This is a genomic window from Acinetobacter portensis (assembly GCF_009372215.1).
GTDB lineage: Bacteria > Pseudomonadota > Gammaproteobacteria > Pseudomonadales > Moraxellaceae > Acinetobacter > Acinetobacter portensis.
This window is the reverse complement of the sequence record NZ_LWRV01000039.1, coordinates 1-22,340: the sequence shown is the minus strand read 5'-3', so window position 1 is coordinate 22,340 and position 22,340 is coordinate 1. Positions and strand designations below refer to the sequence as shown.

Genomic DNA, 22,340 nt, shown 5'->3' with positions numbered 1-22,340 from the left:
TTGGAGATCGGGTACATTAACATTTTATTTTTTAGGTATTGATTGTGGCTGTTGTAGAAGCATTTATCGCAACTCAAAATTGTTATTTTAATTATGAATTTGAGGAATTGAATCAGTGGGATGGGGATTTTCCTGAAGAGCTTTCTATTTCTTTACGTGGCATGATGTTCCGACATGAAATTCAATATCCCGAAGCGACATATTATATTTATTACAGTGATATTTTGACAGGTTGTGAATTGCAACGTATGAAAGATGATTTTGCTAACTACTGTCCTTTGGAATAACTTTTTGGCCTAAATTTCCCTCTCCTAGTAGGAGAGGGTTAGGGAGAGGTTAATGCCTTCATTCCCTACGAAGCAGTGCTACTCATCTTCCAAAGGGAGAGAGAGGGTACGATGCAACATCAAAAAGTTAGGGAAGTATAAATAAAAAAGCGAAGCCTAAGCTTCGCTTTTTTATATCATCTAAAATTAGATTTTAGACTTAGATCTTAGAGATAAGATCAGCAACATTGCGAGCTTGTTCAGCAGCATTACCTGTATAAGATGCAGGTGTCATTTCTGCTAAACGCGCACGATCTTCAGCAGGAACAGCAGAAAGTTCGTTACCATTTACGAAATCAACCATCATCTCACGTGTCATTGCTTGACCACGAGTAAGGGCTTTTAATTTTTCGTATGGTTTTTCAACTGCATAACGACGCATAACTGTTTGAATTGGTTCTGCAAGAACTTCTTGAGCATGATCAAGATCTTCAAGAATACGCGCAGCATTCAATTCAAGTTTACCAATACCTTTAGAGCAAGCTTCAAAAGCAATTAAGCTTTGTGCAAAACCAACACCCATATTACGAAGAACAGTAGAGTCAGTTAAGTCACGCTGCCAACGAGATATAGGAAGTTTTTCACCTAAGTGACCCAATACTGCATTTGCAAGACCTAGGTTACCTTCAGAGTTTTCGAAATCAATTGGGTTTACTTTATGTGGCATTGTTGAAGAGCCAACTTCGCCTTCTTTCAAACGTTGTTTGAAGAAACCAAGTGAGATGTAGCCCCAAACGTCACGGTTAAAGTCGATTAAGATAGTGTTAAAACGACGAAGCGCATCAAAAAGTTCCGCCATGTAATCATGTGGTTCAATTTGAGTTGTGTACGGGTTGAATGCTAAACCTAAAGATTCAACAAATGCTTGTGAATGTGCAGGCCAGTTAATTTCTGGGTAAGCAGAGTAGTGCGCGTTGTAGTTACCTACAGCACCGTTAATTTTACCCAATAATTCAACTTGTTTGAATTGTTTGATTTGACGTGCAAGACGGTAAGCCACGTTCGCCATTTCTTTACCCAACGTTGTTGGGCTTGCAGTTTGACCATGTGTACGAGACAACATTGGTTGTTCTGCATGTTTTTCAGAAAGCGCAACAATTGAATCTATGATTTGTTGCATCGCAGTGACTAAAACGTCACGACCATTTTTAAGCATTAATGCATGAGACAAGTTGTTAATGTCTTCAGAAGTACATGCAAAGTGAATGAACTCACCTGCATCTTTTAATTCTGCGATATTTGCAATTTGTTCTTTAAGGAAGTATTCAACCGCTTTAACATCGTGGTTTGTTGTACGTTCAATTTCTTTAATGCGGTTTGCATTGTCTTCTGAAAAGTTCGCAACAATTGCATCTAGTGCTGCATTTGTTTCTGCACTAAAAGCAGGAACTTCAGTAATTTCAGGACGGTTTGCAAGTGCTTGTAACCAGCGTACTTCAACAGTCACACGAGCATGGATTAAACCAAACTCAGAGAGGAAAGGGCGCAAAGCATCACATTTGCTAGCGTAGCGTCCATCTAATGGAGAAAGTGCGGTTAAAGCGTTCATAGCGATTCCTTAAACTTTGGAACTAAACGAAAAAACAAAAACTCGATTTGCATCAGTTAAACCACCTGAAACTGTAATCGAGCCAGATCTTGAATATCTTTTAAAAGCTTACGTTTGGTGAAGATCATCGTCCATGAGCTTCCACCAGATTGACGCCACAAATGCGCCATTTGTAAGCCAGTAAATAGGGATGCTCGAATACGATTGGTATGCGAGCTATCTTTAAATGCCTCAGCATTGCCTTTGACCATAATACGCGGGTTAATTTGACCTGCGGTATCGACATAAGTTTGGGCTAAATTGGCAAGGATGCTTGGGTGTAAGTAATTATTATCGAAAAATGAAAGTTGTTTCAGAATTTTTTGTTGTGATTTTTCAATAATTTCTACAAATTTAGGATTGCTATAAACCTTCTTTTCTAAATGAAGAAGTGACATTGCATAGGACATGGGTAATTTGGTTTGAGAAAATTTGGGAATTTTAGATTTTGGCGATGGGTTGAAGGGTTGGGTGATGCTACTTTCTAAAGTTTTTAAACCTAATGAAATATCGGCAAGTTGATTAAAATAATCTAAAGTTTGGGTACAAGGTTTGGCTTGTGGTCGAATATTTAAACTGGCTTTAATCAACTGTTCCAAATAAAAGTTACCGTTTTCGCCTGTGCTCTGTCGTCCAGATAGTGCTGTCATATGGGTAAGCTGCGCAGATTGAAAAACAGCAGCCAACGCCAACGCTCTATTTTGACGTACATTCAGAGTTTGAAGCGGTTGAAACGGTAACTCTGTCATGCCAAATATTCCTTTAAATAAAATCAGGTTTCGGGGCATTGGTATGATGAATCACACCGCCACCTAAACAAACTTCATCTGCGTAGAACACTACACTTTGTCCTGGGGTTACAGCACGTTGTGGTTCATCAAATTCAACACGAACGCCATTTGGCATGTCGGCATCTTTGTAAATCACACAACCTTGGTCAGGCTGACGATAACGCGTTTTCGCTGTACAGCGGAAACCTGTTTCAGGAATCTCTTGTTCGCCTGCAACCCAATCAATTTCCTCGCTCCAAAGTATAGAACTTTGCATAAGAGGATGTTCATGACCTTGACCAATCACTAAGCGGTTATTTTCAATATCTTTGTATAAAACAAACCATGCGCCTTCAGCAGCACCTTTTAAGCCGCCTAAGCCAATACCGCCACGCTGACCGAGCGTATAGTACATTAAGCCGTGATGTTCACCAACCTCTTTGCCATCATCTAATACAATTTTTCCTGCTTGAGCAGGTAAGTATTGTTTTAAGAAGTCATTAAAGCGACGTTCACCAATAAAACAAATACCTGTTGAATCTTTTTTCTTGGCTGTTGCTAAACCTAATTCTTCTGCAATACGACGCACTTCAGGTTTTTCAATTTCACCTACAGGGAACAAGGTTTTGTTAATTTCACGACCATGAACCGCATGTAAGAAATAAGTTTGATCTTTATTTTGGTCAAAACCACGAAGTAAAGGCGCATATTCTTCACCACGTGAATTTTTTAAAGTTTCACCACGACGGCAATAATGACCTGTTGCAATAAAGTCTGCACCAAGGTTAATTGCATGATCTAAAAATGCGCGGAATTTAATTTCTTTATTACATAAAATATCTGGGTTTGGCGTACGACCAGCTGCATATTCTGCTAAGAAATGTTCGAATACACGATCCCAATATTCCATAGCAAAGTTGGCAGTATGAAGTTTGATGCCAATTTTGTCACAAACGGCTTGTGCATCGGCTAAATCTTCCATTGCCGTACAGTATTCCGTGCCGTCATCTTCCTCCCAGTTTTTCATGAAAAGACCTTCAACTTGATAACCTTGTTGAAGAAGTAGTGCAGCAGAAACAGATGAATCTACACCACCAGACATACCGACGATGACACGTTGTTGCATAGGACTAGGCATCCAAATTTGTAAATAGGGGAGAATTTTGGTGCTCATAAATGAGCGATAAAGGATATTTTTGACCTGTTAAAGCATCTTCAACGGCTTTAATCACCAAAGGACTACGAGCGCGTGCAGATTCTTTAAGTTCATCCAATGTCATCCATACAGCACCGACGATATCTGTATCTAATTTCGCATTTTCATGATGATGAACATCTTTAGCTAAAAAGCAAAAACGATAGTACGTGCGGTCTGGAAACATAGGAGGTGTATAAGTATAAATACCAAGCAATGATTCGATTTCGACATCATGCCCAGTTTCTTCCAAAGTTTCACGAATGGCAGCTTGAATAAGCGTTTCATCGCATTCAACATGACCCGCAGGTTGATTGAATACAGTATGCGTTACACCTTCTGTATGTTCTTCAACAAACAGAAATTTCCCGTTTTTTTCGATAACGGTAGCAACAGTCACGTGAGCTGTCCAAGCGGTCATTAAAAAACACCATGGATAAGGATGTACTATTGTATAAAATTTTGAGGTGTGTGGCTATGGCAGTGGGTTTTTTCTTTAAAGCTATTTTTTAATTTTAAAAGCAAGATTCGGACTTAGAACGAAACTCTAACACACGGTTTAAATATTTTATTTATATTCTAAATTAAGTATTTATTTTAAATTAGAAATTCTATTTTTATGTTAAAAACACAAGGAAATTTATTACCTATCATTGTGATTGGTGCAGGTATCTCTGGCCTTTCATGTGCAAAAAAACTTCAAGAAGCAGGAAAAAATGTCATTGTTTTAGAGGCAAAAGACCGAATAGGTGGTCGTTTGCATTCTATGAAAAATAAGGATGATGTGTTTGATCTAGGTGCATCTTGGATTCATGGTATTGAAAATAATCCAATTTGGGATATTGCCCAAAAAAATAATATTGAAACAGCTGTCTTTAATTATGTAGATTCAGATTTCTTTCATGAGAATGGTCAACCATTTACTGTTCAAGAAAAGAAAGAGTTTGAGTCTTATATAGAGCAAATTGAAGAGAAACTTACAGAGGCGACGGATGTTTCTGCTTTGGTTTCATTACGTGAAATTTTGAATACCTTAGAAATGGAAAGTAAAAGCTTTTCGCCTAATCACTTAAAGCATTTAATCTTTTCGTTTTTTGAAAAATATGCCAATGACCCATATGCGACAGATTTGTATGGGCTGTTTTCACAATATCAAAAATATGAAGGATACTTTGAAGGTGATGAAGTCATATTTCCACTCGGTTATTCGCAAATTTTAAATGATATATCGGGCGATATTGATATTAATACCAAGACCAATTCTGCCGTAAAGAAAATTCTTTATGATAAAGATGTTGTCAAAGTTATCGATCATAACAATACAGAATATTTAGCATCTAAAGTGGTGGTGAGTGTACCATTGGGTGTTTTGAAAAATAAGAGTATTGAATTTAGTCCTCCATTACCAGAACAACATCAATATGCAATTGATGCTGTAGGTTTTGGGTCTTTTAATAAAATATTTTTTGAATTAGATGAATCTCTTGATTTGCAAAAGAACTCTGATGCAAATAGCTTTTATTATTGGGTTGGTAATACTTGGTACAACGTTTTAGATTTATCTAAAATATATAAAAAGCCTGTTTATTTAATGTTATTTGGCGGAAAGCTGTCTGAGTTTGTAGATAATGCGACGAACAAAGAGGTTTGGGATTTTATTTATAAAAACTTAAATACGAGTCTTAAAAAATTGCCCAATAAGCCAAAAAGAATATTCATTACCCGTTGGGGCGCAGATGAATTTAGTTATGGCTCATTTAGTTTCCCATCTATTTATCATAATGAAAGTTTGGTCGCTACTTTAAATGAATCGATTGATGATCGTATTTTCTTTACAGGTGAGCATTGTAGTTTGGAATACGCGGGCACAGTACATGGTGCACATATGAATGGTTTGGAAACAGCAGAAGAAATTGAAGCTGTTTTAAAATAATTTAAGCTAAATTCTAAATCTTTATGTGTTGAGCATTTTAAAACCCATTCGTTCTTTAATGTTCAACATGTTTTCTTTTGATGTGAGTTGTTCAAGTGTCATAAATGCAACGTCTAATGCTGTTTCAGGTGAAGATGATGTAATGATATTTCTATCTTGAACAATTCTTTCATCATTTAATATTGCGCCAAAGTCTTGTAATTGTTTTCTTCTTACGCTTCCTTCAAAGTTATATGTTGTTGCATTGCGACCATTTAAAACACCGCTTTTGGCAATGCTTAAAGCTGCAACACAAATAGAGGCAATTAATTTATTTTCTTGATCGAAGTATCGAATCACATCTAAAAATCTTTCATCAAAGGCATCTATATAAAAGCCTGTTTCTTCAAATCCACCTGGAATGGCTAAAGCGTCGTAATCTTCTAAATTGATATTATCCAAGGTGAAATGCGGTATGCATTTGTAGCCCCATGTGCATTCAAGAATAGGGTGTAGTCCGACAGAATCTAGCTGAACAGAGCCATCGCCTTCAAATGAGTTCCAACCAAATACGTCTGTAAACACACTTGCTTCATAAGATTCAAAGCCATTTGCTAGTAAAAGTAATATTTTTTTCAAAGCATGAACCTTATTTTTTGAAAGTAGAGATCTTAAACTATAAAATAATGGAATGTTTTTGTATGTGGTGTTTTTAAATCACCTTATATACTAAAAATTAAAATGTTATCTTTATGAAAAAGCGAGTAAAAAATCGCTAGGTCTTATTAATGAGCGATTTTATTTAATGATCTTTATTTACCTTAATTTTATTTGTTAATTCATTTTTCAAATCATTGTATTTCAGTAAAAAGTTGGCATATAGCTCTTCATAGTTGAATTCAAAATTGATGTAATTACCTTCATGATATAAATTAATTTCAAACTTGTATCTATTAGTCAGGTGCTTAGTTAACTCATACTCTGTTTCTGTTGGATTATATGTTAGGTTTTTATATAACCTTTGAGTGTTTGTAGATGTTTTAAGCTCATTTGGAAGCTCTTTATAGTATGAATCATAAGCTTTTCTAACATCTTTAAGCTTCGCATTAAGAATAAGAGCACTAAATTCAAAATCATCATAAATATTTGGAGAAATTTTATTATTTGAAGTGTCATTAATTAATTCAAAGTAGGCATTAGCGTTATATAAAATTTCAGAGTAGCTTATGTTAGAATTTTGATTGCTATACAAGCTATTTAAAGCAACTAGTTCTTTTGATATATCTGATTTAAAACTTTTAAATGTATAATATTCTCTTGAAATTCTCGTTTTGAGTTGGGAAATGAGCTTAAAAGTGTCTTCTGCATATTGTTTTTCCAACTCATATTGTTTTTGATCTTTCCAACTGTCATATAAAAAGAAAGCAGCTATAGGTGCATATAATGTTGCGCATACTCCTAACATTCCTGTGATAACAGTTGCGCAATCTTGATGAAACTTTAAATTTATTAACAAAGCAATAAATAAACAAATGCAAAGAAGTATTAAAAAGCTGCTTACTAAGTTTGTTAAAAGTTTTTTCTTTTTTAGATTCATACGTAGATTGCCATTGGTTATTAATTTCGCTTATTTATAATTCCCTGAAACTTTCACATAATTTTGTGCAGAATAGGGTAAAAATGCGAGTTCTTTTTCAGTCAATTTACGAATTTGCTTAACAGGGCTACCCACATATAAATAACCACTTTCCAAACGCTTATTGGGTGGAACAAGAGAACCTGCGCCAATCATCACATCATCTTCAACAATAACATCATCTAAAATAATAGTACCAATCCCAACAAGTACGCGATTTCCAATTGTACAACCATGCAATTTAACATGATGACCAACCGTGACATCTTCACCAATAATTAAAGGCGAACCCTCAGGTTTATCTGCTTTTTTATGACTTACGTGAAGCATTGAGTGATCTTGAACATTCGAATTTTTACCAATATGAATATGGTTTACATCACCACGAATCACAGCAAAAGGCCAAACGGAAACATTTTCTGCCAGAACGACATCGCCAATAACGACAGATAAATCATCGATATAACAAGAAGCATCAATTTGTGGGGCAGTGTCTAAATAAGGACGAATGTTTTTAGTCATGGTTAAAATCAAATGTTTAGAATGAATGTAGTATAAATAAAAAAGCATCTATATCGAAATATAGATGCTTTATCTTAAGTCTAAGATGACAATATCTTAAAAGATAAGTTCTTAGAATAAGTTAGCAAAGAATTGCTTAATATGATCGATCATGCGAGAGAAGAAACCAGCTTCTTCAACTGCTTGTAAAGCGACAAGCGGTTTTTCTGCAATTACTTTACCATCTAAAGTTGCTACGAATTTACCAACAACTTGACCTTTTTGAAGGGGTGCAGTCAATTTAGGCTGTACTACAAGCTGAGTTTTAATGGCATTTGCTTTGCCTTTAGGCATAGTCACATTAAAGTTTTCAGCTAGACCAATTTGAACGTCGCTGTCTTTACCGTACCAAATTTTAGATTTTGCTAAAACTTGATTTGCAGGTTGAACTTTTACAGTTTCAAAGTTTGCATAGCCCCAAGCCAATAACTCACGTGTTTGAGATGCGCGTTCATTCATGCTCTGTGTACCAAAAATCACAGAAATTAAGCGCATTGGCCCACGTTTAGCAGAAGTGGTTAAGCAATAACCTGCTTCATTGGTATGACCTGTTTTTAAACCATCAACACTGGGGTCAGTGTAAAGAAGTGCGTTACGGTTACCTTGCTTAATACCGTTAAACGAAAATTCTTTTTCTGAATATAGTGGATAGTATTTTGAACTGTCATGAATAATGTGTTTTGCAAGCGTTGCCATGTCTTTTGCAGTTGAATAATGACCTTCCGCAGGCATACCTGTAGAGTTCATAAACTGTGTATTCGTCATACCAATTTTTTTGGCTTCTTCATTCATAATATGAACGAAAGTGCCTTCATTACCAGCAATGTGTTCAGCCATTGCTTTTGAGGCATCGTTACCCGATTGAATGATAATGCCACGGAGCATTTCTAAAGCAGTTGCAGTACCGTTAAGTGGAACATACATGCAAGATTCCGAGCTACTGCCACGGCACCATGCAGATTCATTCATGCGTACTTTTTCATCTTCCGTGAGTTCACCGCTCAATAACTTTTGTTCAATGATGAAACTTGTCATCATTTTTGTCATTGAAGCAGGTGCTAATTTTTCATTTTCATTTTTTGCAGCTAGGATTTGCCCTGTTTCATAATCCATCAAAACATAAGATTTATTATTTAGTTCTGGTGGCGTTGGTAAAACAGTCGCTGCATATGAAAGACTAGGTAGTAATATTAATGCAGCAAGGGCGCTTTTTCCGGTCATTTTTAGGTGGTTCCAATATTCTGATATAAGCACAACGTTCATGCATTCTAGGGCAAATGCAAGCTGACTTCTACGGGAAAAATCAGCTAATTTTCAAAAGTATTGTAACGAAAATAAATTAATTGCTGTAAGTGGCTACATCTTCACAAATTGCTTTGTTTTTTTCATCGCCCGCTTTTTTCGCATCTGCTTTTGCTTCATCTAAAATAGGTGCAAAACTTGACTGTTTAGACAATAAATTTAAAGCTGCAACAGGGTCTTTTTCTTTAGGTAAATATTCCGTCACTAATTTTTTATAGCCTGTTTCAAATTTTTTCTGATCTGAAATTTGGCTCGGGCATATTTCAGATAAAACATAAATTGCAGCAAGTTCTTGATGAGTGATATCTTGAATAGGGGTAACTTCAATATTTTCATCTTTTGCATTTGAAACTTGGCTTAAGCTTAAACCAAATGCAATTGCAGTGAGTGTTTTTACAATTTGAGATTTCATAACTTTGGATTGCCTAAAAATTTGTTTATATTTTTAAGGTTATGATGATTGTATATTTTTATGCAAATGAAAAGATACTGAATGTATAAAAGATGTTGAAAGTGCAAAGATTTTGTCAGAAATAAGGATGAATGATGGAAATTGGGTTGAATGATGTTGTATCCAACCCAAAGCAATTACATCTCTATTGTTGAAACTTCAGTACACGCAAATTGATTTTCTTCTTGCGATGCGTCTTTCAGTGCTTCGCGTGCCTCTTGAAGTAAAATTTTATACTCAGCGTCTAATTTTAATTTTTCTAAGGAAATGTTTTTATCTGAATAATCGGCTAAGTATTCAGAAATGAGGTTTTTAATATTTTGATCGAATTTGGCATTTTTACCGATCAGTGTCGGACACACTTCTTGCATGATTTGAGCTGAGGCAACATCTTCTTTAATTATACTATTTTTTTCTGCTAGGCTTAGATCTGTTGTTGCATGAATAGATTGAGTCATTGCAAGTGTTATAGCCAAACAGAATGAATAGCCTAATTTTATAGGAAGTTGCATTTTTATCTCAATATTTAGGTAGATGTTGACGCAACAATATATATAATATTTATTATATTTCAATAAATTGACCTGATTGGTCATTCAATTAAGTGAAAGAGTTTTACGTGAATATTCTCATATCAAATGATGATGGTGTTTTTGCGCCAGGTATACAAGCTTTGGCACAAGCATTAAAACCTTTAGGTCGAGTAGTCGTTGTTGCGCCAGAAAGTGAAAGAAGTGGTTTTTCAAGCGCATTAACTTTAGATAGACCATTGAGACCTATTCAAATTTCAGACGATGTTTGGGCTGTAAATGGCACACCTGCAGACTGTGTTTATTTGTCTATGAATGGTTTATTCGATTTTGAATTTGACTTGGTTGTTAGTGGTATTAATAGCGGTGCAAATTTGGGTGATGATGTTTTATATTCAGGAACGGTTGGTGCGGCATTTGAAGGGCGTTTAATGAAACAACCTGCAATTGCTGTTTCGTTGGCAGGTGCAAATGTACGTTCATATAACGAACCAAAAGACTATGCGGTTGCGGCACAATGGATTCATGATTTTATTGCCAAAGGTTTACCCGAATTACCATTACGTCATATTTTAAATATTAATATTCCAGATATTGCCGAGTTAAAAGGTGCGAAAGTGACGTATCAAGGGCAGAAAAGTCAGTCAAAGCCTATTACCAGTCATGTTGACCCTCGTGGACGTCAAGTTTTTTGGATTGGACTTTCAGGTGAATCTGTCACAGAACAGAAAAAAGGTTTGAATGGTATTGAATCTGACTTTTTCGCTATTGAAAATGGCTACGTGAGCGTTACGCCAATTCAAATGGATGCAACCAATTATTCAGTGTTAAGTGAATTAGACTTTGCTTTAAATAAGTAATGTATTTGGGAATCTGTATTTAAATATTTTATTTGTACATTAAAATAAAATATGAACGATTGATGGACTGGAATGTTATAACTTTGTGAAAAAGTACTTTATCTCGAATTTTTATGTACTTTTTTTTGCTACTCTTAGTGCTAATACGTGGAATTAATTTAAAAATTAGTGGGGAAGATGAATGCCTTTGGTGTCAAATTATCGTGGAAAAGCTATGCCATTTAAATTATTAAAAACGATCGTTATATCAACAGCGGTGATTGCGACAGTCGTATTAAGCGGTTGTGCGTCTAAACCACAGATAAATAATGCTACGCGTTATGCAGCAGCACCAAATTATTATACTGTGCGTACGGGCGATACATTAAGTGGTGTTGCTGCACGTTATGGTTTAAGTTATATCAGCGTTGCTGAAATGAATGACATTGCAGCGCCTTACCGAATTTATGTTGGACAGTCATTACGTTTGAAAAAGGGTAGTGCACCACGTACAACAAATACTCAGGCGATGACACAAGTTGCACCTATTCAACGTCAAAAAATTGATCTTCCCACAAATCAACCTGCAAAAACTGTAGCACCTGTTACTGCACCGACAGCTGTTGCAACATCTTCATCATCTTCTTTACGTTGGGTAAAACCAACCAATGGTGCAATTATTTCTAGATTTGACTCTGCTCCAAATGTGAAGGGAATTCGTTATAGCGGAAACGTGGGCGATCCAATTTTTGCTGCTGCCGATGGACAAGTGGTTTATGCCGCAGATGGTTTAAAGGAATATGGTAATTTAGTGTTGGTGAAGCATGTTGATGGGTACATTACGGCTTATGCACATAACAGTAAAATGCTAGTGAAAAGTGGTCAAAATGTGACAGCTGGGCAAAAAATTGCAGAGATGGGTTCTACAGGAACTACACGCACAATGTTAGAGTTTCAAGTGCGCCTTGATGGTAAGCCAATTGACCCTGCAAAAATTTTACCAATTAATTAATTTTTTGTAATACAAAGCATAAATTTCACCGTATAATACAATGAGTTGCTTTTATTGGAAGATGGAAGTTTCTCATGATTTCAGAGGGAAATTTATGTTAGATCAACTTCGTGCAATGGGCGTATTCGCGTGCGTTGTTGATAAAAGTTCGTTTAGTGGCGCAGCTCGTCAGTTAGGAATTACGACGAGTGCGGTAAGTCAGCAAATTCGTTCTTTGGAAAATGATATGGAAGTCACGCTTCTGCATCGTTCTACCCGAAAATTGAGTTTAACTGAAACAGGGCAAGCTTTTTTCCACAGTTGTAAAGAAATGCTTGCGGCAGCTGAACGTGGGAAAATTCGAATTAATGAATTGCGTGATGATTTGGTGGGGGAGTTGCGCATTGCAACAACACCAGAACTCGGAGCAAATCATGTTATTCCTGCATTGTCGCAGTGGATGTCAGCTCATCGTGGTTTATCAATTCATATTGAAGCAGATAATCAATGTATAGATTTAATAGAAGGGCGCATTGATATTGCACTTCGTATGAGTTTAAAAAACGAAGATACTAATTTACAAGTTTTTCCACTAGTACGAGTTGAGCAAGTTTTAGTTGCTTCACCAAGTTATTTAAATCAATCTACACTTGTTTCTCGTCCAGAAGATTTTCGTAATCACGATTTAATACCTGTGAGTTTAACGAAGAATGCTCAAAATTTTGATTTTAAGCATATTTCTAATGCCGAAACTGTAAGTTTAGAAATGGATTCTCGTTTTACAACGAATAATGTCATGGTTGCTAAATCTTTATGTTTACAAGGGCTAGGTATCGCAAGATTATCTTGCCTTGATGTACAAAAAGAGCTGCAAACTGGCGCTTTGATTGAAGTTTTACCTGAATGGAAATTGCCTGCTTTTACCTTAAATGCAATTACATCTAAACATGATCAACAGCCCATGAAAATTCACCGTTGCTTAGATGCGCTAAAACAATATTTTAGTCAGCTACCTGGTGGAAGAACTTTTCAAGATTTACCGTAGTTTGAAATAATACTGATACATAAAAAAAGCCGCATATGCGGCTTTTTTTATGTGATTTAGATTTAAGCTAAAAATGCTTTAACCATTTTCACAATTCGTTCAATTAGTTGATCTGCTTGAGCTTTATCAATATTTAAAGCAGGAAGTAGGCGGATGACAGAACCTGCTGTAACGTTAAGAATAAGCTTATATTCATCACGAGCAACATCTACAAGTTGGGCACATGGTTTTGGTAGTTCAAGACCAATCATTAAACCAAAACCACGAACAGTGACGTTTTGACCGTCAAGCTGTTGTTTAAACTGCTCAACAATATATGCACCCATGTTTGCTGCATTTTCTACTAAATTATCTTTTTGAATAGTATCAATAACGGTATAGACAACACGTGAACCAAGTGGTGTACCGCTATAAGTAGAACCGTGATTCCCTGCAGTTAAAACACCAACGCCACGACCTTGAGTCATCACAGCACCAATAGGGAAGCCATTACCTAAGCCTTTAGCTGTCGTCATTACATCAGGAATGATGTTGGTGTGTTGGTACGCAAAGTATTTACCCGTACGACCATTCCCTGTTTGAACTTCATCAAGCATCATTAACCAATTGTGCTGATTGCAAATTTGACGAATATCTTCAAGGTAGCTAAAACCTTGTGGTGCAGTATTTACACCGCCTTCACCTTGAATAGGTTCAACTAAAATCGCAACGATATCTGGATGATTAATGGCTGCTTCTTCAATCGCTTCAATGTCGCCAAATGGCACACGAATAAAGCCTTCAACCAATGGTCCAAAACCATCTTGAACTTTTTTATTGCCTGTTGCAGAAAGCGTTGCCATAGTACGACCATGGAATGAGTGATCGGCAACAATAATTTTAGGGTTTGAAATACCTTGTAGATGACCAAATTTACGTGCAATTTTAATTGCACCTTCATTCGATTCTGCACCGCTGTTCGAGAAGAAGATTTCTTCCATACCTGAAACTTCTGCAAGTTTTTGCGCAGCTGCAGTTTGCCAAGGTACTTCAAATAGGTTACTTGTATGAAGTAAAGTTGATGCTTGATCAACAATTGCTTCTGTTACAGCAGGGTGTGAATGACCTAAACCACAAACAGCAATACCTGTAAGTGCATCGAAATATTCAGTACCATCTGCGGTATATAGATAAGAACCTTGTCCTCGGACAAAGCTGATCTGCTGACGGCCAAATACAGGCATCAAATGTGATGGTTGATCAGTTTGCACGGGAGCAAAGGTAACGTTATTCATGGCTAACTCTTATCTGTTAGTTGATTGGGAAATTTGGATATTAATGCCAGATAGATCAAAGGCATTAAGATGTTCTATATAAGCAAAATCTACCTAAAAATTAAAGCCCGATTGTAAATAAAAATGGATTTATTACTTTTGACATATTGTTTTGTGTAGATTTGGGTATAATGCGAAACAGAATTATTGAGGATTTATCAATGACTGAACAAGCACGCGATACCGAAGCGTTAATTCGTGACCAAATTGCTAAACATGCCGTTCTTCTTTACATGAAAGGCACTCCACAATTTCCACAATGTGGTTTCTCTGCACGTGCGGTAGAAGCGCTTAGTCAAATTGGTCGTCCATTTGCTTATGTAAATATTTTGGAAAACCAAGATATTCGCGCAATGTTGCCACAAATTGCAAATTGGCCTACATTTCCACAATTGTGGATCAATGGTGAGTTGATTGGCGGTAGCGATATCATGCTAGAAATGTTCCAAACAGGTGAATTAAAAACCCTAGTTGAACAATATAGCGCAGCACCTGAAGCTTAATTCAGTTGTTGAATCGAAAAAAAAGCGCCTAGATGGCGCTTTTTTTATGGGGCTTATTTAATTTTCATCAGATTTTGAATCTAAAGGTTCTGATTTCTGCTCAACATCTTTAGTTTTAGCTTCTTTCGACTTCGCTTTATCCTTTTTCTTATCTTTATTTTTTTTCTTCTTTTTCTTTGGCTTAACTTCTTCAAGCACGGCACCATCTTCAATGGCTTGCCAATACTCAAGTTGAGCCATAACAGCTGCGTAAATAGAACCTTTGGTATAGCGACCTTTTTTATCGAGTTTTCCAACAGGGCGCGCCATCAGTATTTCAAGCGCTTGGTCGATGGTATCAATGGCATGAATATGGAATTGACCTTCTTGTACGGCTTCAATCACATCTTTACGCAACATTAAATGTTCCATGTTTTGACGTGGAATAATCACACCTTGTTTGCCTGTTAAACCTTGTAGTTTACATGCATCGAAGAAACCTTCAATTTTAGCGTTTACACCACCAATTGGCTGTACTTGACCCAATTGGTTCATAGAACCTGTGATTGCCCAAGATTGATCGATTGGTAATTGGCTAATTGCGGAAATAAGCGCTGATAACTCGGCAACGGTTGCGCTGTCACCATCGACTTGACCATAGCTTTGTTCAAATGCGAGTGCTGCTGAGAAGTGAAGAATTTGTTCACGACCAAAATGTGCTTTTAAGAAGCTCGACATGAGTAACACGCCTTTGGCATGCAACGAACCACCAAGCTCTACACTTCGTTCAATATCTAGAATATCTCCGCCACCTTGATAAACAGATGCTGTTAAGCGTGATGGTAAGCCAAATTCTACATCTGCATATTGAATAACAGAAAGGGCATTAATTTGTCCTAAACGATGTCCACGTGTTTCAATAAGTTGTGTGCCACGTGATAAATCTTGCCAATACAATTCACGTAAATAACCTAAGCGATATTTACGATGATCGAGTGCGGTATTGATATGTGCTTCAGTCACCATTTTATCTTCAGCTTTAGCAGCATGATGATGTGCTTCACGAATTAAATCACCAAGCGTTAAAGCATGTAATGACAATGAGCTTTGATCTTCTGCTTGACGGCTTGAATCTGTGAGTAAAGCGGCCAATGCACTACGGTCAAATGGAAGTAACTTGTCTGATTGAACATAGTCTGCAATGAGCTGCATATAGGCTTGTTCGTTTAATTCATTACGTTGCAAAGTATCGGTGAAATCTGCACGAATTTTGAAAATACTGCCAAGTTCAGGCTCAAGTTCTAAAATTTCATAATAAATTTCAGGTTCAGCAAGTAAAATCACTTTAATATTTAAAGGAATTGCCGCAGGTTCTATAGAAATGCTACCTGTTAGGGTAATCATATGTTCTAAAGATGAAAGCTTGAGTTGCCCAGATTTTAAAGCACGTTTTAAACCTTGCCATGCATAAGGTTGTTCAAGCAATTGCTCGACTTCTAGAATTAAAAATCCGCCATTGGCTTTATGTAATGAACCTGGTCGAATTAATGTGAAATCTGTGGTAATTGTACCTTGTTGAGTGAGTTGTTCTACGTGACCCAATAAGTTGTAGTGGGTTGGGAAGTCTTCAAATATAACAGGCATGCCAGAATTAGGTTTGTGTGTAACCACGATATTGGCTTGATAACGGGCAGGAACACGACTGAATAAGCCCGCGGTAAAATCATCTTCCTCTTGTTCAAGTACCACTTCAACATTGTTAATAATGTCTTCTGCATAATGTTTAAGATAGTCGGCTAAACCATCGACATCTTTAAATTTATTCAGCATCGACTCAATGCGTGGAACAACCACTTTTTTTGCAATATCTCGGTTTAGAACTTGAACTTTATCACGTGCATGATCTTCTAAATCACCCAAATGCATGCCTAAACGCTCAAGCTTTTTATCCATATAGCGCATGTTTGCTGAAATTTCAGCACGATCTTTCGTATTTAATGCATTAATTTCGGCTTGCGTCATTTCCTGCATTTTATTGTCTTTTAAATGCATTGGAACAAAGCAATGTTCTTCATTGCTTGAAATGAGTTTTAAATCTAATTCTTCGCCTTCTTTAGTTAGTTCAATCAATGCAAGTTGTTGTTCATCGCCTGTTTGTTGGCGAATCATCTCAATACGGTTGTGATAAGTTTCAGCTGTAAAACGTCGTTCAAGCTGTTTCAGTACGGTTTGCCAAGTTTGATGTAATTGTGTTTGAAATTTTGGTGCTTGTCCCGCAGGCATTTGTAGGGCAATAGGTTGGCGTGGATGTTGAAAGTTATAGACATAAACCCAGTCATTGGGTGTAGGCATTGTTTTGGCATGTTGTTGAAGTAAACGCTTGATCATTGTGCGTTTACCTAAACCCGCCGTACCTACAGCAAAAATATTGTAGCCTGAATATGGCAGGGCAATACCTGCTTCAACAGATGCACGAGCGCGGTCTTGACCTAGAAAATTATTTAAAGGCTTTATTCTTTTTGTAGACGATGGAATTTTTTCCATGTCTGGGCTATGTGTAAGCTGTTTATCTTCAAGTTTGGTTTGTACAAGCGTATTCTGAATTTCGTTTTGATCAAATGCTGATAAAAGGCTAGTTTGTGTCGTGTCTTGATTTAGGTTTGTTGTGTTAGCAGATACAGCAGAATTAACTTGATCGAGTTTTTTGGGCACAGTTGAGATCCAAAACAAAATTAAACATGAGAAGTTTAAGATATACAGGTTTAATGAAAAAATTCAAGCAAACCGAATATTTTTCTCTATAAAAATAAGAATGTTTTCATAAATGATGTTGAATCTATTTGTATTAAGCGTTTGAATAGCAATTATTCATTTTGCAGAAAATAATTAAGTAATGACAACACAAACCACAGGATGGAAATCTGCGTTTACAGCATTTTTAGATCGACGTGCATTAATCATGTTGTTCTTGGGTTTTTCAGCAGGTATTCCAATCTTACTGATCTTTTCTAGCTTATCTTTATGGTTAGGCGAAGCAGGTATAGATAAAAGCGCAATTACATTTTTCAGTTGGGCTGCTTTAGGTTATTCATTCAAATTCGTTTGGGCACCTTTAGTCGATGAACTTCCGCTGCCATTTTTAACCAAAGCTTTGGGTAGGCGTAGAGCATGGCTATTGGTTGCACAATGCTTAATTATTCTCGCTATTTGTATTATGGCATTTTCCGACCCATCTTTAGGTCAAAGCTATATTTACCAAATGGCGGTGGGGGCTGTATTACTGGGCTTTTCTGCTGCCACGCAAGATATTGTGATCGATGCTTATCGTATTGAGCTTGCAGAAACCAAAATGCAAACGGTTTTGGCATCGACTTATAATGCAGGTTACCGAATTGGGATGATTGTTGCAGGTGCAGGTGCATTATTTTTAGCAGCATCATTAGGTACGGCAAAAGGTAATTACATTTACAGTGCGTGGAAAATTACTTATTTGGCGATGGCTGCGGTTATGTTGGTTGGTATTATCACCACATTATGTATTCGTGAGCCTCAAGTTAATCGAGCATCTAAAGATTATAAACGTAGTGATTATTATCGCTTAGTGGCTGTATTTTTCATTGCTGTGATGAGTTTTGTTTTCAGTTATATCTTCTCCGGTAATTTAACAGAAAGTTTAAAAGCACAATTTGAAATAAAAGATTCATTTTTACTGTTTTGTTTTGAAGCTTTGCGTTTTATAGGTTCAGGTGCCGTTGCTGTATTTATGGGGGCTGCCTTGGTTAAAGCGGGTGCTGTAAATAAAAAAATGGCATTTGAAACTTGGGTGAATCCAATTGCAGATTTCTTTAAACGCTATGGGGTAAAACTTGCTTTAGTTTTGCTGTTGTTGATTGGTTTTTACCGAATTTCAGACATTATTGCAGGTGTTATTTCTAACGTTTTCTATCAAGATTTAAACTTCACCAAAGAACAAATTGCCGAAGCTGTTAAAATTTATGGTGTGATTTTTAGTTTAGTAGGTGGCTTTTTAGGAGGTTTGCTTGCACAGCGCATGAACATTATGAAATTGATGTTTGTGGGCGCAATTTTAGCATCATCGACCAATCTAATTTTTATTGGTTTGGTGAAGTCGGGTGAGCAACTGAATGATGTTCAAATTCAAGTTGGTGCGCAAAAATATACTGCTCAAGTTGATGAAGTCGGTTATTGGAAAGCTAATATTCCAAGTCAGGTTTTAGCGCAAAGTCATCAATTAGATGTGAAAGCAAGTTATGCAAAATCGAATGAGTCTGTGATTGCAAGCTTACCTTACTTAGTGCAAAGTAACCAAAATGCGGTTATGCAGTTATTGCCTGTGACAAGTAATAACAGTATTTCTGAAAAAGAAAAAAATGGTAGTTTGGTTGTTCGTGGGCAATATTTTGGACAGTCCTTAAATGATCAACAAAAAATTGTTGTGACTTTAGATGGCGAAAAATTTGATGCTAAGTTAGATAAAGATGGCATGTTTAGCACAGCAATTGATGCAAAAAAACTAGTTCAGTCACCTTCTAAAAACATCACAGCATTTATTGATGAAAACGGTAAAGCTTTATCGCAAGTTCAGCATCGTTATGATGTAGATACATCTACACAGAAAAATGGTTTAGATGTCGATTTACAGCCACTTCCTGTCATTAATGCCAGCTCAAATGATAGTGTTGAAGTTTCAGGAAAAGTGATTAAGCGATATAGTAGCGGTTGGCTCTACTTTGCCATTATTGTTGATAACTTGGCTTCAGGTTTGGCGGGTGCTGCATTTATTGCATTCTTATCAAGTTTAACTAGCGTGTCATTTACAGCAGTTCAATATGCGATTTTCAGCTCATTAATGACGCTTACACCTAAGATTTTAGGTGGTTATTCAGGTACTATAGTCACCAATATTGGTTATCCAAACTTCTTCTTTATGACCACTTTAATTGGTATTCCTATTTTAGTTTTGGTTGTTTGGGTTGGAGTTCTATTGAAAAATCATCAAAAACTTACTGCAAATGAAGGTGAATAATATGCGAATGCTGCATACCATGTTACGCGTAGGCAATTTAGAACAATCGTTAGCGTTCTATACTGAAGTGCTGGGTATGACTTTGCTTCGTAAACGTGATTATGAAGAAGGTCGTTTCACTTTGGCTTTTGTTGGCTATGGTGATGAAGCAAATAATACGGTTATAGAATTAACGCATAACTGGGATACATCTAGTTATGACTTAGGCAATGGCTATGGTCATATTGCACTTGGTGTGGAAGATGCTTACAAAGCGTGTGAAGACATTAAAGCACGTGGCGGTAATGTTGTACGTGAAGCAGGTCCTATGAAAGGCGGTGTAACGGTTATTGCTTTTGTTGAAGATCCTGATGGCTATAAAATTGAGCTGATTCAACAAGATGTAAATGCTCAGAACAACTAAGTTCGACACTATAGTAAAATAAAATAGTGAACATTTCACATGAAGTGGTCGCAAAAATTTAAAAGCTCAGTAAGATGGTTTATCGCATGGTAAATTTTCATACTGAGCTTTTTGTTGGCAGTAACTTTGAGTGGCAGTAGATCAATACAAGGAAAGAGTAATGTTGAAATTATTGGCTTTAGACCGTTTTACAGTTTTATTGGTAATGATGGTGATATTGGCATCAGTCATACCAGTTTCAGGTCAAGCCGCATATTACTTTGGTATTTTAACTACAGTGGCAATCGCAATTTTATTCTTTTTACATGGTGCGAAGTTATCACGCGAAGCCGTAGTACAAGGCATTATGCATTGGAAGCTTCATGCACTTGTATTTGCACTGACTTTTGCTTTGTTTCCAATATTAGGTTTAATGGCAAAACCCATACTTGAACCCATGCTTGGGCGAGAATTGTATTGGGGCTTTTTGTTCATGTGTTTCTTGCCATCAACCGTACAATCTTCAATTGCTTTTACTTCTGTGGCTAAAGGCAATGTTGCAAGCGCCGTATGTAGTGCATCTTTTTCCAATATTATTGGGATGTTTATTACGCCCATATTGGTGAGTATTTTTATATTAGGGCAGGTGAAGCACGACTTCAATCCTACAGCATCTATTATTCAAATTACTTTATTATTATTTGTGCCATTTGTTTTAGGGCAAATTTTACGACCTTGGATTTTTCCAAAAATGCAAAAAGTGCCAAGTCTTGTGAAAGCATTTGACCAAGGTTCAATTTTGATGGTGGTATATGGTGCTTTTAGTGGGGCAGTGGTTGCAGGCCTTTGGAAAGTGGTGAGCTTGAATACGCTTATATTGTTGATATTGGCATGTTCGGTGCTACTGACGATTGTTATGCTTTTAGCGTTATATATTCCTAAATGGTTGGGCTTTAATAAAGAAGATCAGATTGCAATTTTTTTCTGTGGTTCGAAAAAAACCTTGGCGAGCGGTGTGCCTATGGCACAAATTTTATTTATAGGACAACCACTTGGCATGATTGTTTTACCGATTATGATTTTCCATCAAATTCAACTCATGGTATGCGGTGTAATTGCAAATTACTGGTCTAAACAAGTGAAAGTCGAAGAAAAAGAATAGTTCGCTTTATATTAAATTTAAAGTATAATAACGCCCACTTGTTGTGCTTAGCTCTGACGGTATCCGTCTCGGTGGGCCAAAAGAATGGTCTGTTGTGGTGTTGATCTGTTAAATAATTTAATTATTTTTCTTTCCTCATTTCGATGAGAGTGATCAATTGCGATGACAGCAAAACCTTCTTGAATCTTAGGAGAATCGACGATGCGCGCCGATATTCACCCAAAATACGAAAAATTAGTTGCTACTTGTTCATGTGGTAACGTTATCGAAACTCGTTCTGCAATTGGTAAAGAAACTGTTTACCTAGACGTATGTTCAGCTTGCCACCCATTCTATACTGGTAAACAGAAGAATGTTGACACTGGCGGTCGTATCGACAAGTTCAAACAACGTTTCTCTGGTATGTCACGTTCTATCAAACGCGATTAATACTGAAACGAAAAAAACGGGCTTTATGCCCGTTTTTTTGTGCCTGTCACTTTACTTGTGGATTATTTAAATTACCAAGTAAGTGACAGATACAAGTGTACAAAACCTTATTATTGGTCTTGTACATCAATAAGATGATCGAGTTTTTTCTGGAAGTAATCGCCTTGAATGAAGCGGGCTTCAACGTTCCATGCATTTGCAAATAAAGTCATGTCATTTAGCTCGCGCAATAAAATTTGAAGTGAACGAGTTTCTTGGAATGCTGTTAATTTTTCAGTGAGCTCTTGTGCTGTATTTTCATCATTGAGCATTTGAGTTAATTCTGGGTGCAATGCAACACATTGAACATTAATTTGTTTGGCTCTAGACTAGCAGATTT

22 protein-coding genes and 1 pseudogene are annotated in these 22,340 nt (G+C 36.6%); 10 read left to right on the top strand and 13 right to left on the bottom strand.

Annotated features, from left to right (window positions below; genetic code table 11):
* Positions 1-44: 44 nt before the first annotated feature.
* Entirely contained in the window at positions 45-287 is a 243-nt protein-coding gene (locus tag A6M14_RS03800) for a hypothetical protein (RefSeq protein WP_188110850.1), read from the top strand.
* Positions 288-486: 199 nt separating this feature from the next.
* Here A6M14_RS03800 and purB read toward each other — a convergent pair whose 3' ends face one another.
* Genes purB through A6M14_RS03780 form a run of 4 tightly spaced genes read right to left on the bottom strand, consistent with a single transcriptional unit; the run spans position 487 to position 4,300 of the window.
* Positions 487-1,875 (bottom strand): adenylosuccinate lyase, encoded by a 1,389-nt coding sequence (purB, locus tag A6M14_RS03795; RefSeq protein WP_152873687.1) that lies wholly within the window; start codon positions 1,873-1,875, stop codon positions 487-489.
* A 56-nt stretch (positions 1,876-1,931) separates the two neighbouring features.
* Positions 1,932-2,663 (bottom strand): high frequency lysogenization protein HflD, encoded by a 732-nt coding sequence (gene hflD, locus A6M14_RS03790; RefSeq protein ID WP_152873686.1) that lies wholly within the window; start codon positions 2,661-2,663, stop codon positions 1,932-1,934.
* Between the two features lie 13 nt (positions 2,664-2,676).
* On the bottom strand, positions 2,677-3,810 hold the full coding sequence (gene mnmA, locus A6M14_RS03785) for a tRNA 2-thiouridine(34) synthase MnmA (RefSeq protein WP_152873694.1): 1,134 nt from the start codon (positions 3,808-3,810) through the stop codon (positions 2,677-2,679).
* Positions 3,811-3,814: 4 nt separating this feature from the next.
* On the bottom strand, positions 3,815-4,300 hold the full coding sequence (locus A6M14_RS03780; RefSeq protein ID WP_152873685.1) for an NUDIX hydrolase: 486 nt from the start codon (positions 4,298-4,300) through the stop codon (positions 3,815-3,817).
* Between the two features lie 198 nt (positions 4,301-4,498).
* Here A6M14_RS03780 and A6M14_RS03775 point away from each other — a divergent pair, with 198 nt between their 5' ends.
* The gene (locus tag A6M14_RS03775) at positions 4,499-5,812 is read left to right on the top strand and encodes a flavin monoamine oxidase family protein (protein WP_152873684.1); all 1,314 of its coding nucleotides are present in this window, start codon (positions 4,499-4,501) and stop codon (positions 5,810-5,812) included.
* A gap of 21 nt (positions 5,813-5,833) precedes the next feature.
* Here the strand turns inward: A6M14_RS03775 and A6M14_RS03770 are convergent, their stop codons facing one another.
* From A6M14_RS03770 to A6M14_RS03745, 6 genes are all read right to left on the bottom strand, one after another.
* A complete protein-coding gene (locus A6M14_RS03770; protein WP_152873683.1) occupies positions 5,834-6,430 on the bottom strand; it encodes a DJ-1/PfpI family protein in 597 nt (198 codons plus the stop codon).
* 163 nt (positions 6,431-6,593) lie between these two features.
* Positions 6,594-7,388, bottom strand: coding sequence for a hypothetical protein (locus A6M14_RS03765; protein ID WP_152873682.1), 795 nt, complete (start codon positions 7,386-7,388; stop codon positions 6,594-6,596).
* A gap of 30 nt (positions 7,389-7,418) precedes the next feature.
* Positions 7,419-7,949 carry a gamma carbonic anhydrase family protein gene (locus A6M14_RS03760; protein ID WP_152873681.1) on the bottom strand — a complete coding sequence of 177 codons (531 nt, stop codon included), beginning with the start codon at positions 7,947-7,949 and terminating at the stop codon, positions 7,419-7,421.
* A 111-nt stretch (positions 7,950-8,060) separates the two neighbouring features.
* A complete protein-coding gene (gene dacC / locus A6M14_RS03755) occupies positions 8,061-9,209 on the bottom strand; it encodes a D-alanyl-D-alanine carboxypeptidase PBP5/6 (RefSeq protein ID WP_152873680.1) in 1,149 nt (382 codons plus the stop codon).
* A 118-nt stretch (positions 9,210-9,327) separates the two neighbouring features.
* Positions 9,328-9,702, bottom strand: a complete 375-nt coding sequence (locus tag A6M14_RS03750; protein WP_152873679.1) for an MCR_0457 family protein — start codon at positions 9,700-9,702, stop codon at positions 9,328-9,330.
* Between the two features lie 176 nt (positions 9,703-9,878).
* Positions 9,879-10,253 (bottom strand): MCR_0457 family protein, encoded by a 375-nt coding sequence (locus A6M14_RS03745; RefSeq protein ID WP_187349130.1) that lies wholly within the window; start codon positions 10,251-10,253, stop codon positions 9,879-9,881.
* A gap of 107 nt (positions 10,254-10,360) precedes the next feature.
* Between A6M14_RS03745 and surE the strand changes: the two genes are divergently transcribed.
* The 3 genes from surE (at position 10,361) to A6M14_RS03730 (ending at position 13,146) form a co-directional block, all read left to right on the top strand.
* Positions 10,361-11,131, top strand: coding sequence for a 5'/3'-nucleotidase SurE (gene surE, locus A6M14_RS03740; protein ID WP_188110849.1), 771 nt, complete (start codon positions 10,361-10,363; stop codon positions 11,129-11,131).
* Positions 11,132-11,312: 181 nt separating this feature from the next.
* Positions 11,313-12,122 (top strand): peptidoglycan DD-metalloendopeptidase family protein, encoded by an 810-nt coding sequence (locus A6M14_RS03735; RefSeq protein ID WP_152873677.1) that lies wholly within the window; start codon positions 11,313-11,315, stop codon positions 12,120-12,122.
* Positions 12,123-12,216: 94 nt separating this feature from the next.
* A complete protein-coding gene (locus A6M14_RS03730; protein ID WP_152873676.1) occupies positions 12,217-13,146 on the top strand; it encodes a LysR family transcriptional regulator in 930 nt (309 codons plus the stop codon).
* A 62-nt stretch (positions 13,147-13,208) separates the two neighbouring features.
* Here the strand turns inward: A6M14_RS03730 and A6M14_RS03725 are convergent, their stop codons facing one another.
* A complete protein-coding gene (locus A6M14_RS03725) occupies positions 13,209-14,420 on the bottom strand; it encodes an aspartate aminotransferase family protein (RefSeq protein ID WP_152873675.1) in 1,212 nt (403 codons plus the stop codon).
* A gap of 200 nt (positions 14,421-14,620) precedes the next feature.
* Between A6M14_RS03725 and grxD the strand changes: the two genes are divergently transcribed.
* Positions 14,621-14,962 (top strand): Grx4 family monothiol glutaredoxin, encoded by a 342-nt coding sequence (grxD, locus tag A6M14_RS03720; RefSeq protein WP_152873674.1) that lies wholly within the window; start codon positions 14,621-14,623, stop codon positions 14,960-14,962.
* A 57-nt stretch (positions 14,963-15,019) separates the two neighbouring features.
* Here grxD and A6M14_RS03715 read toward each other — a convergent pair whose 3' ends face one another.
* Positions 15,020-17,653: an AAA family ATPase gene (locus A6M14_RS03715; protein WP_188110848.1), complete on the bottom strand. Its 2,634-nt coding sequence runs from the start codon at positions 17,651-17,653 to the stop codon at positions 15,020-15,022.
* A gap of 181 nt (positions 17,654-17,834) precedes the next feature.
* Between A6M14_RS03715 and A6M14_RS03710 the strand changes: the two genes are divergently transcribed.
* The 4 genes from A6M14_RS03710 (at position 17,835) to rpmE (ending at position 21,961) form a co-directional block, all read left to right on the top strand.
* Entirely contained in the window at positions 17,835-19,988 is a 2,154-nt protein-coding gene (locus A6M14_RS03710; protein ID WP_152873672.1) for an AmpG family muropeptide MFS transporter, read from the top strand.
* Position 19,989: 1 nt separating this feature from the next.
* Complete coding sequence (gene gloA, locus A6M14_RS03705) at positions 19,990-20,391, top strand: lactoylglutathione lyase (protein WP_152873671.1); 402 nt, start codon at positions 19,990-19,992, stop codon at positions 20,389-20,391.
* 160 nt (positions 20,392-20,551) lie between these two features.
* Positions 20,552-21,532, top strand: a complete 981-nt coding sequence (locus A6M14_RS03700; RefSeq protein ID WP_152873670.1) for a bile acid:sodium symporter family protein — start codon at positions 20,552-20,554, stop codon at positions 21,530-21,532.
* A gap of 201 nt (positions 21,533-21,733) precedes the next feature.
* On the top strand, positions 21,734-21,961 hold the full coding sequence (gene rpmE / locus A6M14_RS03695; RefSeq protein ID WP_152873669.1) for a 50S ribosomal protein L31: 228 nt from the start codon (positions 21,734-21,736) through the stop codon (positions 21,959-21,961).
* A 110-nt stretch (positions 21,962-22,071) separates the two neighbouring features.
* Here rpmE and A6M14_RS14380 read toward each other — a convergent pair.
* A pseudogene (locus A6M14_RS14380) lies at positions 22,072-22,200 on the bottom strand (hypothetical protein); the annotation flags it as partial.
* Between the last annotated feature and the right edge of the window lie 140 nt (positions 22,201-22,340).

Coding starts and splice junctions, on each gene's coding strand:
- purB (WP_152873687.1), bottom strand. CDS start 1,875: ATGAACGCTTTAACCGCACTTTCTCCATTAGATGGACGCTACGCTAGC.
- hflD (WP_152873686.1), bottom strand. CDS start 2,663: ATGACAGAGTTACCGTTTCAACCGCTTCAAACTCTGAATGTACGTCAA.
- mnmA (WP_152873694.1), bottom strand. CDS start 3,810: ATGCAACAACGTGTCATCGTCGGTATGTCTGGTGGTGTAGATTCATCT.
- A6M14_RS03780 (WP_152873685.1), bottom strand. CDS start 4,300: ATGACCGCTTGGACAGCTCACGTGACTGTTGCTACCGTTATCGAAAAA.
- A6M14_RS03775 (WP_152873684.1), top strand. CDS start 4,499: ATGTTAAAAACACAAGGAAATTTATTACCTATCATTGTGATTGGTGCA.
- A6M14_RS03765 (WP_152873682.1), bottom strand. CDS start 7,388: ATGAATCTAAAAAAGAAAAAACTTTTAACAAACTTAGTAAGCAGCTTT.
- A6M14_RS03760 (WP_152873681.1), bottom strand. CDS start 7,949: ATGACTAAAAACATTCGTCCTTATTTAGACACTGCCCCACAAATTGAT.
- dacC (WP_152873680.1), bottom strand. CDS start 9,209: ATGACCGGAAAAAGCGCCCTTGCTGCATTAATATTACTACCTAGTCTT.
- A6M14_RS03750 (WP_152873679.1), bottom strand. CDS start 9,702: ATGAAATCTCAAATTGTAAAAACACTCACTGCAATTGCATTTGGTTTA.
- A6M14_RS03745 (WP_187349130.1), bottom strand. CDS start 10,253: ATGCAACTTCCTATAAAATTAGGCTATTCATTCTGTTTGGCTATAACA.
- A6M14_RS03735 (WP_152873677.1), top strand. CDS start 11,313: ATGCCTTTGGTGTCAAATTATCGTGGAAAAGCTATGCCATTTAAATTA.
- A6M14_RS03730 (WP_152873676.1), top strand. CDS start 12,217: ATGTTAGATCAACTTCGTGCAATGGGCGTATTCGCGTGCGTTGTTGAT.
- A6M14_RS03725 (WP_152873675.1), bottom strand. CDS start 14,420: ATGAATAACGTTACCTTTGCTCCCGTGCAAACTGATCAACCATCACAT.
- grxD (WP_152873674.1), top strand. CDS start 14,621: ATGACTGAACAAGCACGCGATACCGAAGCGTTAATTCGTGACCAAATT.
- A6M14_RS03710 (WP_152873672.1), top strand. CDS start 17,835: ATGACAACACAAACCACAGGATGGAAATCTGCGTTTACAGCATTTTTA.
- gloA (WP_152873671.1), top strand. CDS start 19,990: ATGCGAATGCTGCATACCATGTTACGCGTAGGCAATTTAGAACAATCG.
- A6M14_RS03700 (WP_152873670.1), top strand. CDS start 20,552: ATGTTGAAATTATTGGCTTTAGACCGTTTTACAGTTTTATTGGTAATG.
- rpmE (WP_152873669.1), top strand. CDS start 21,734: ATGCGCGCCGATATTCACCCAAAATACGAAAAATTAGTTGCTACTTGT.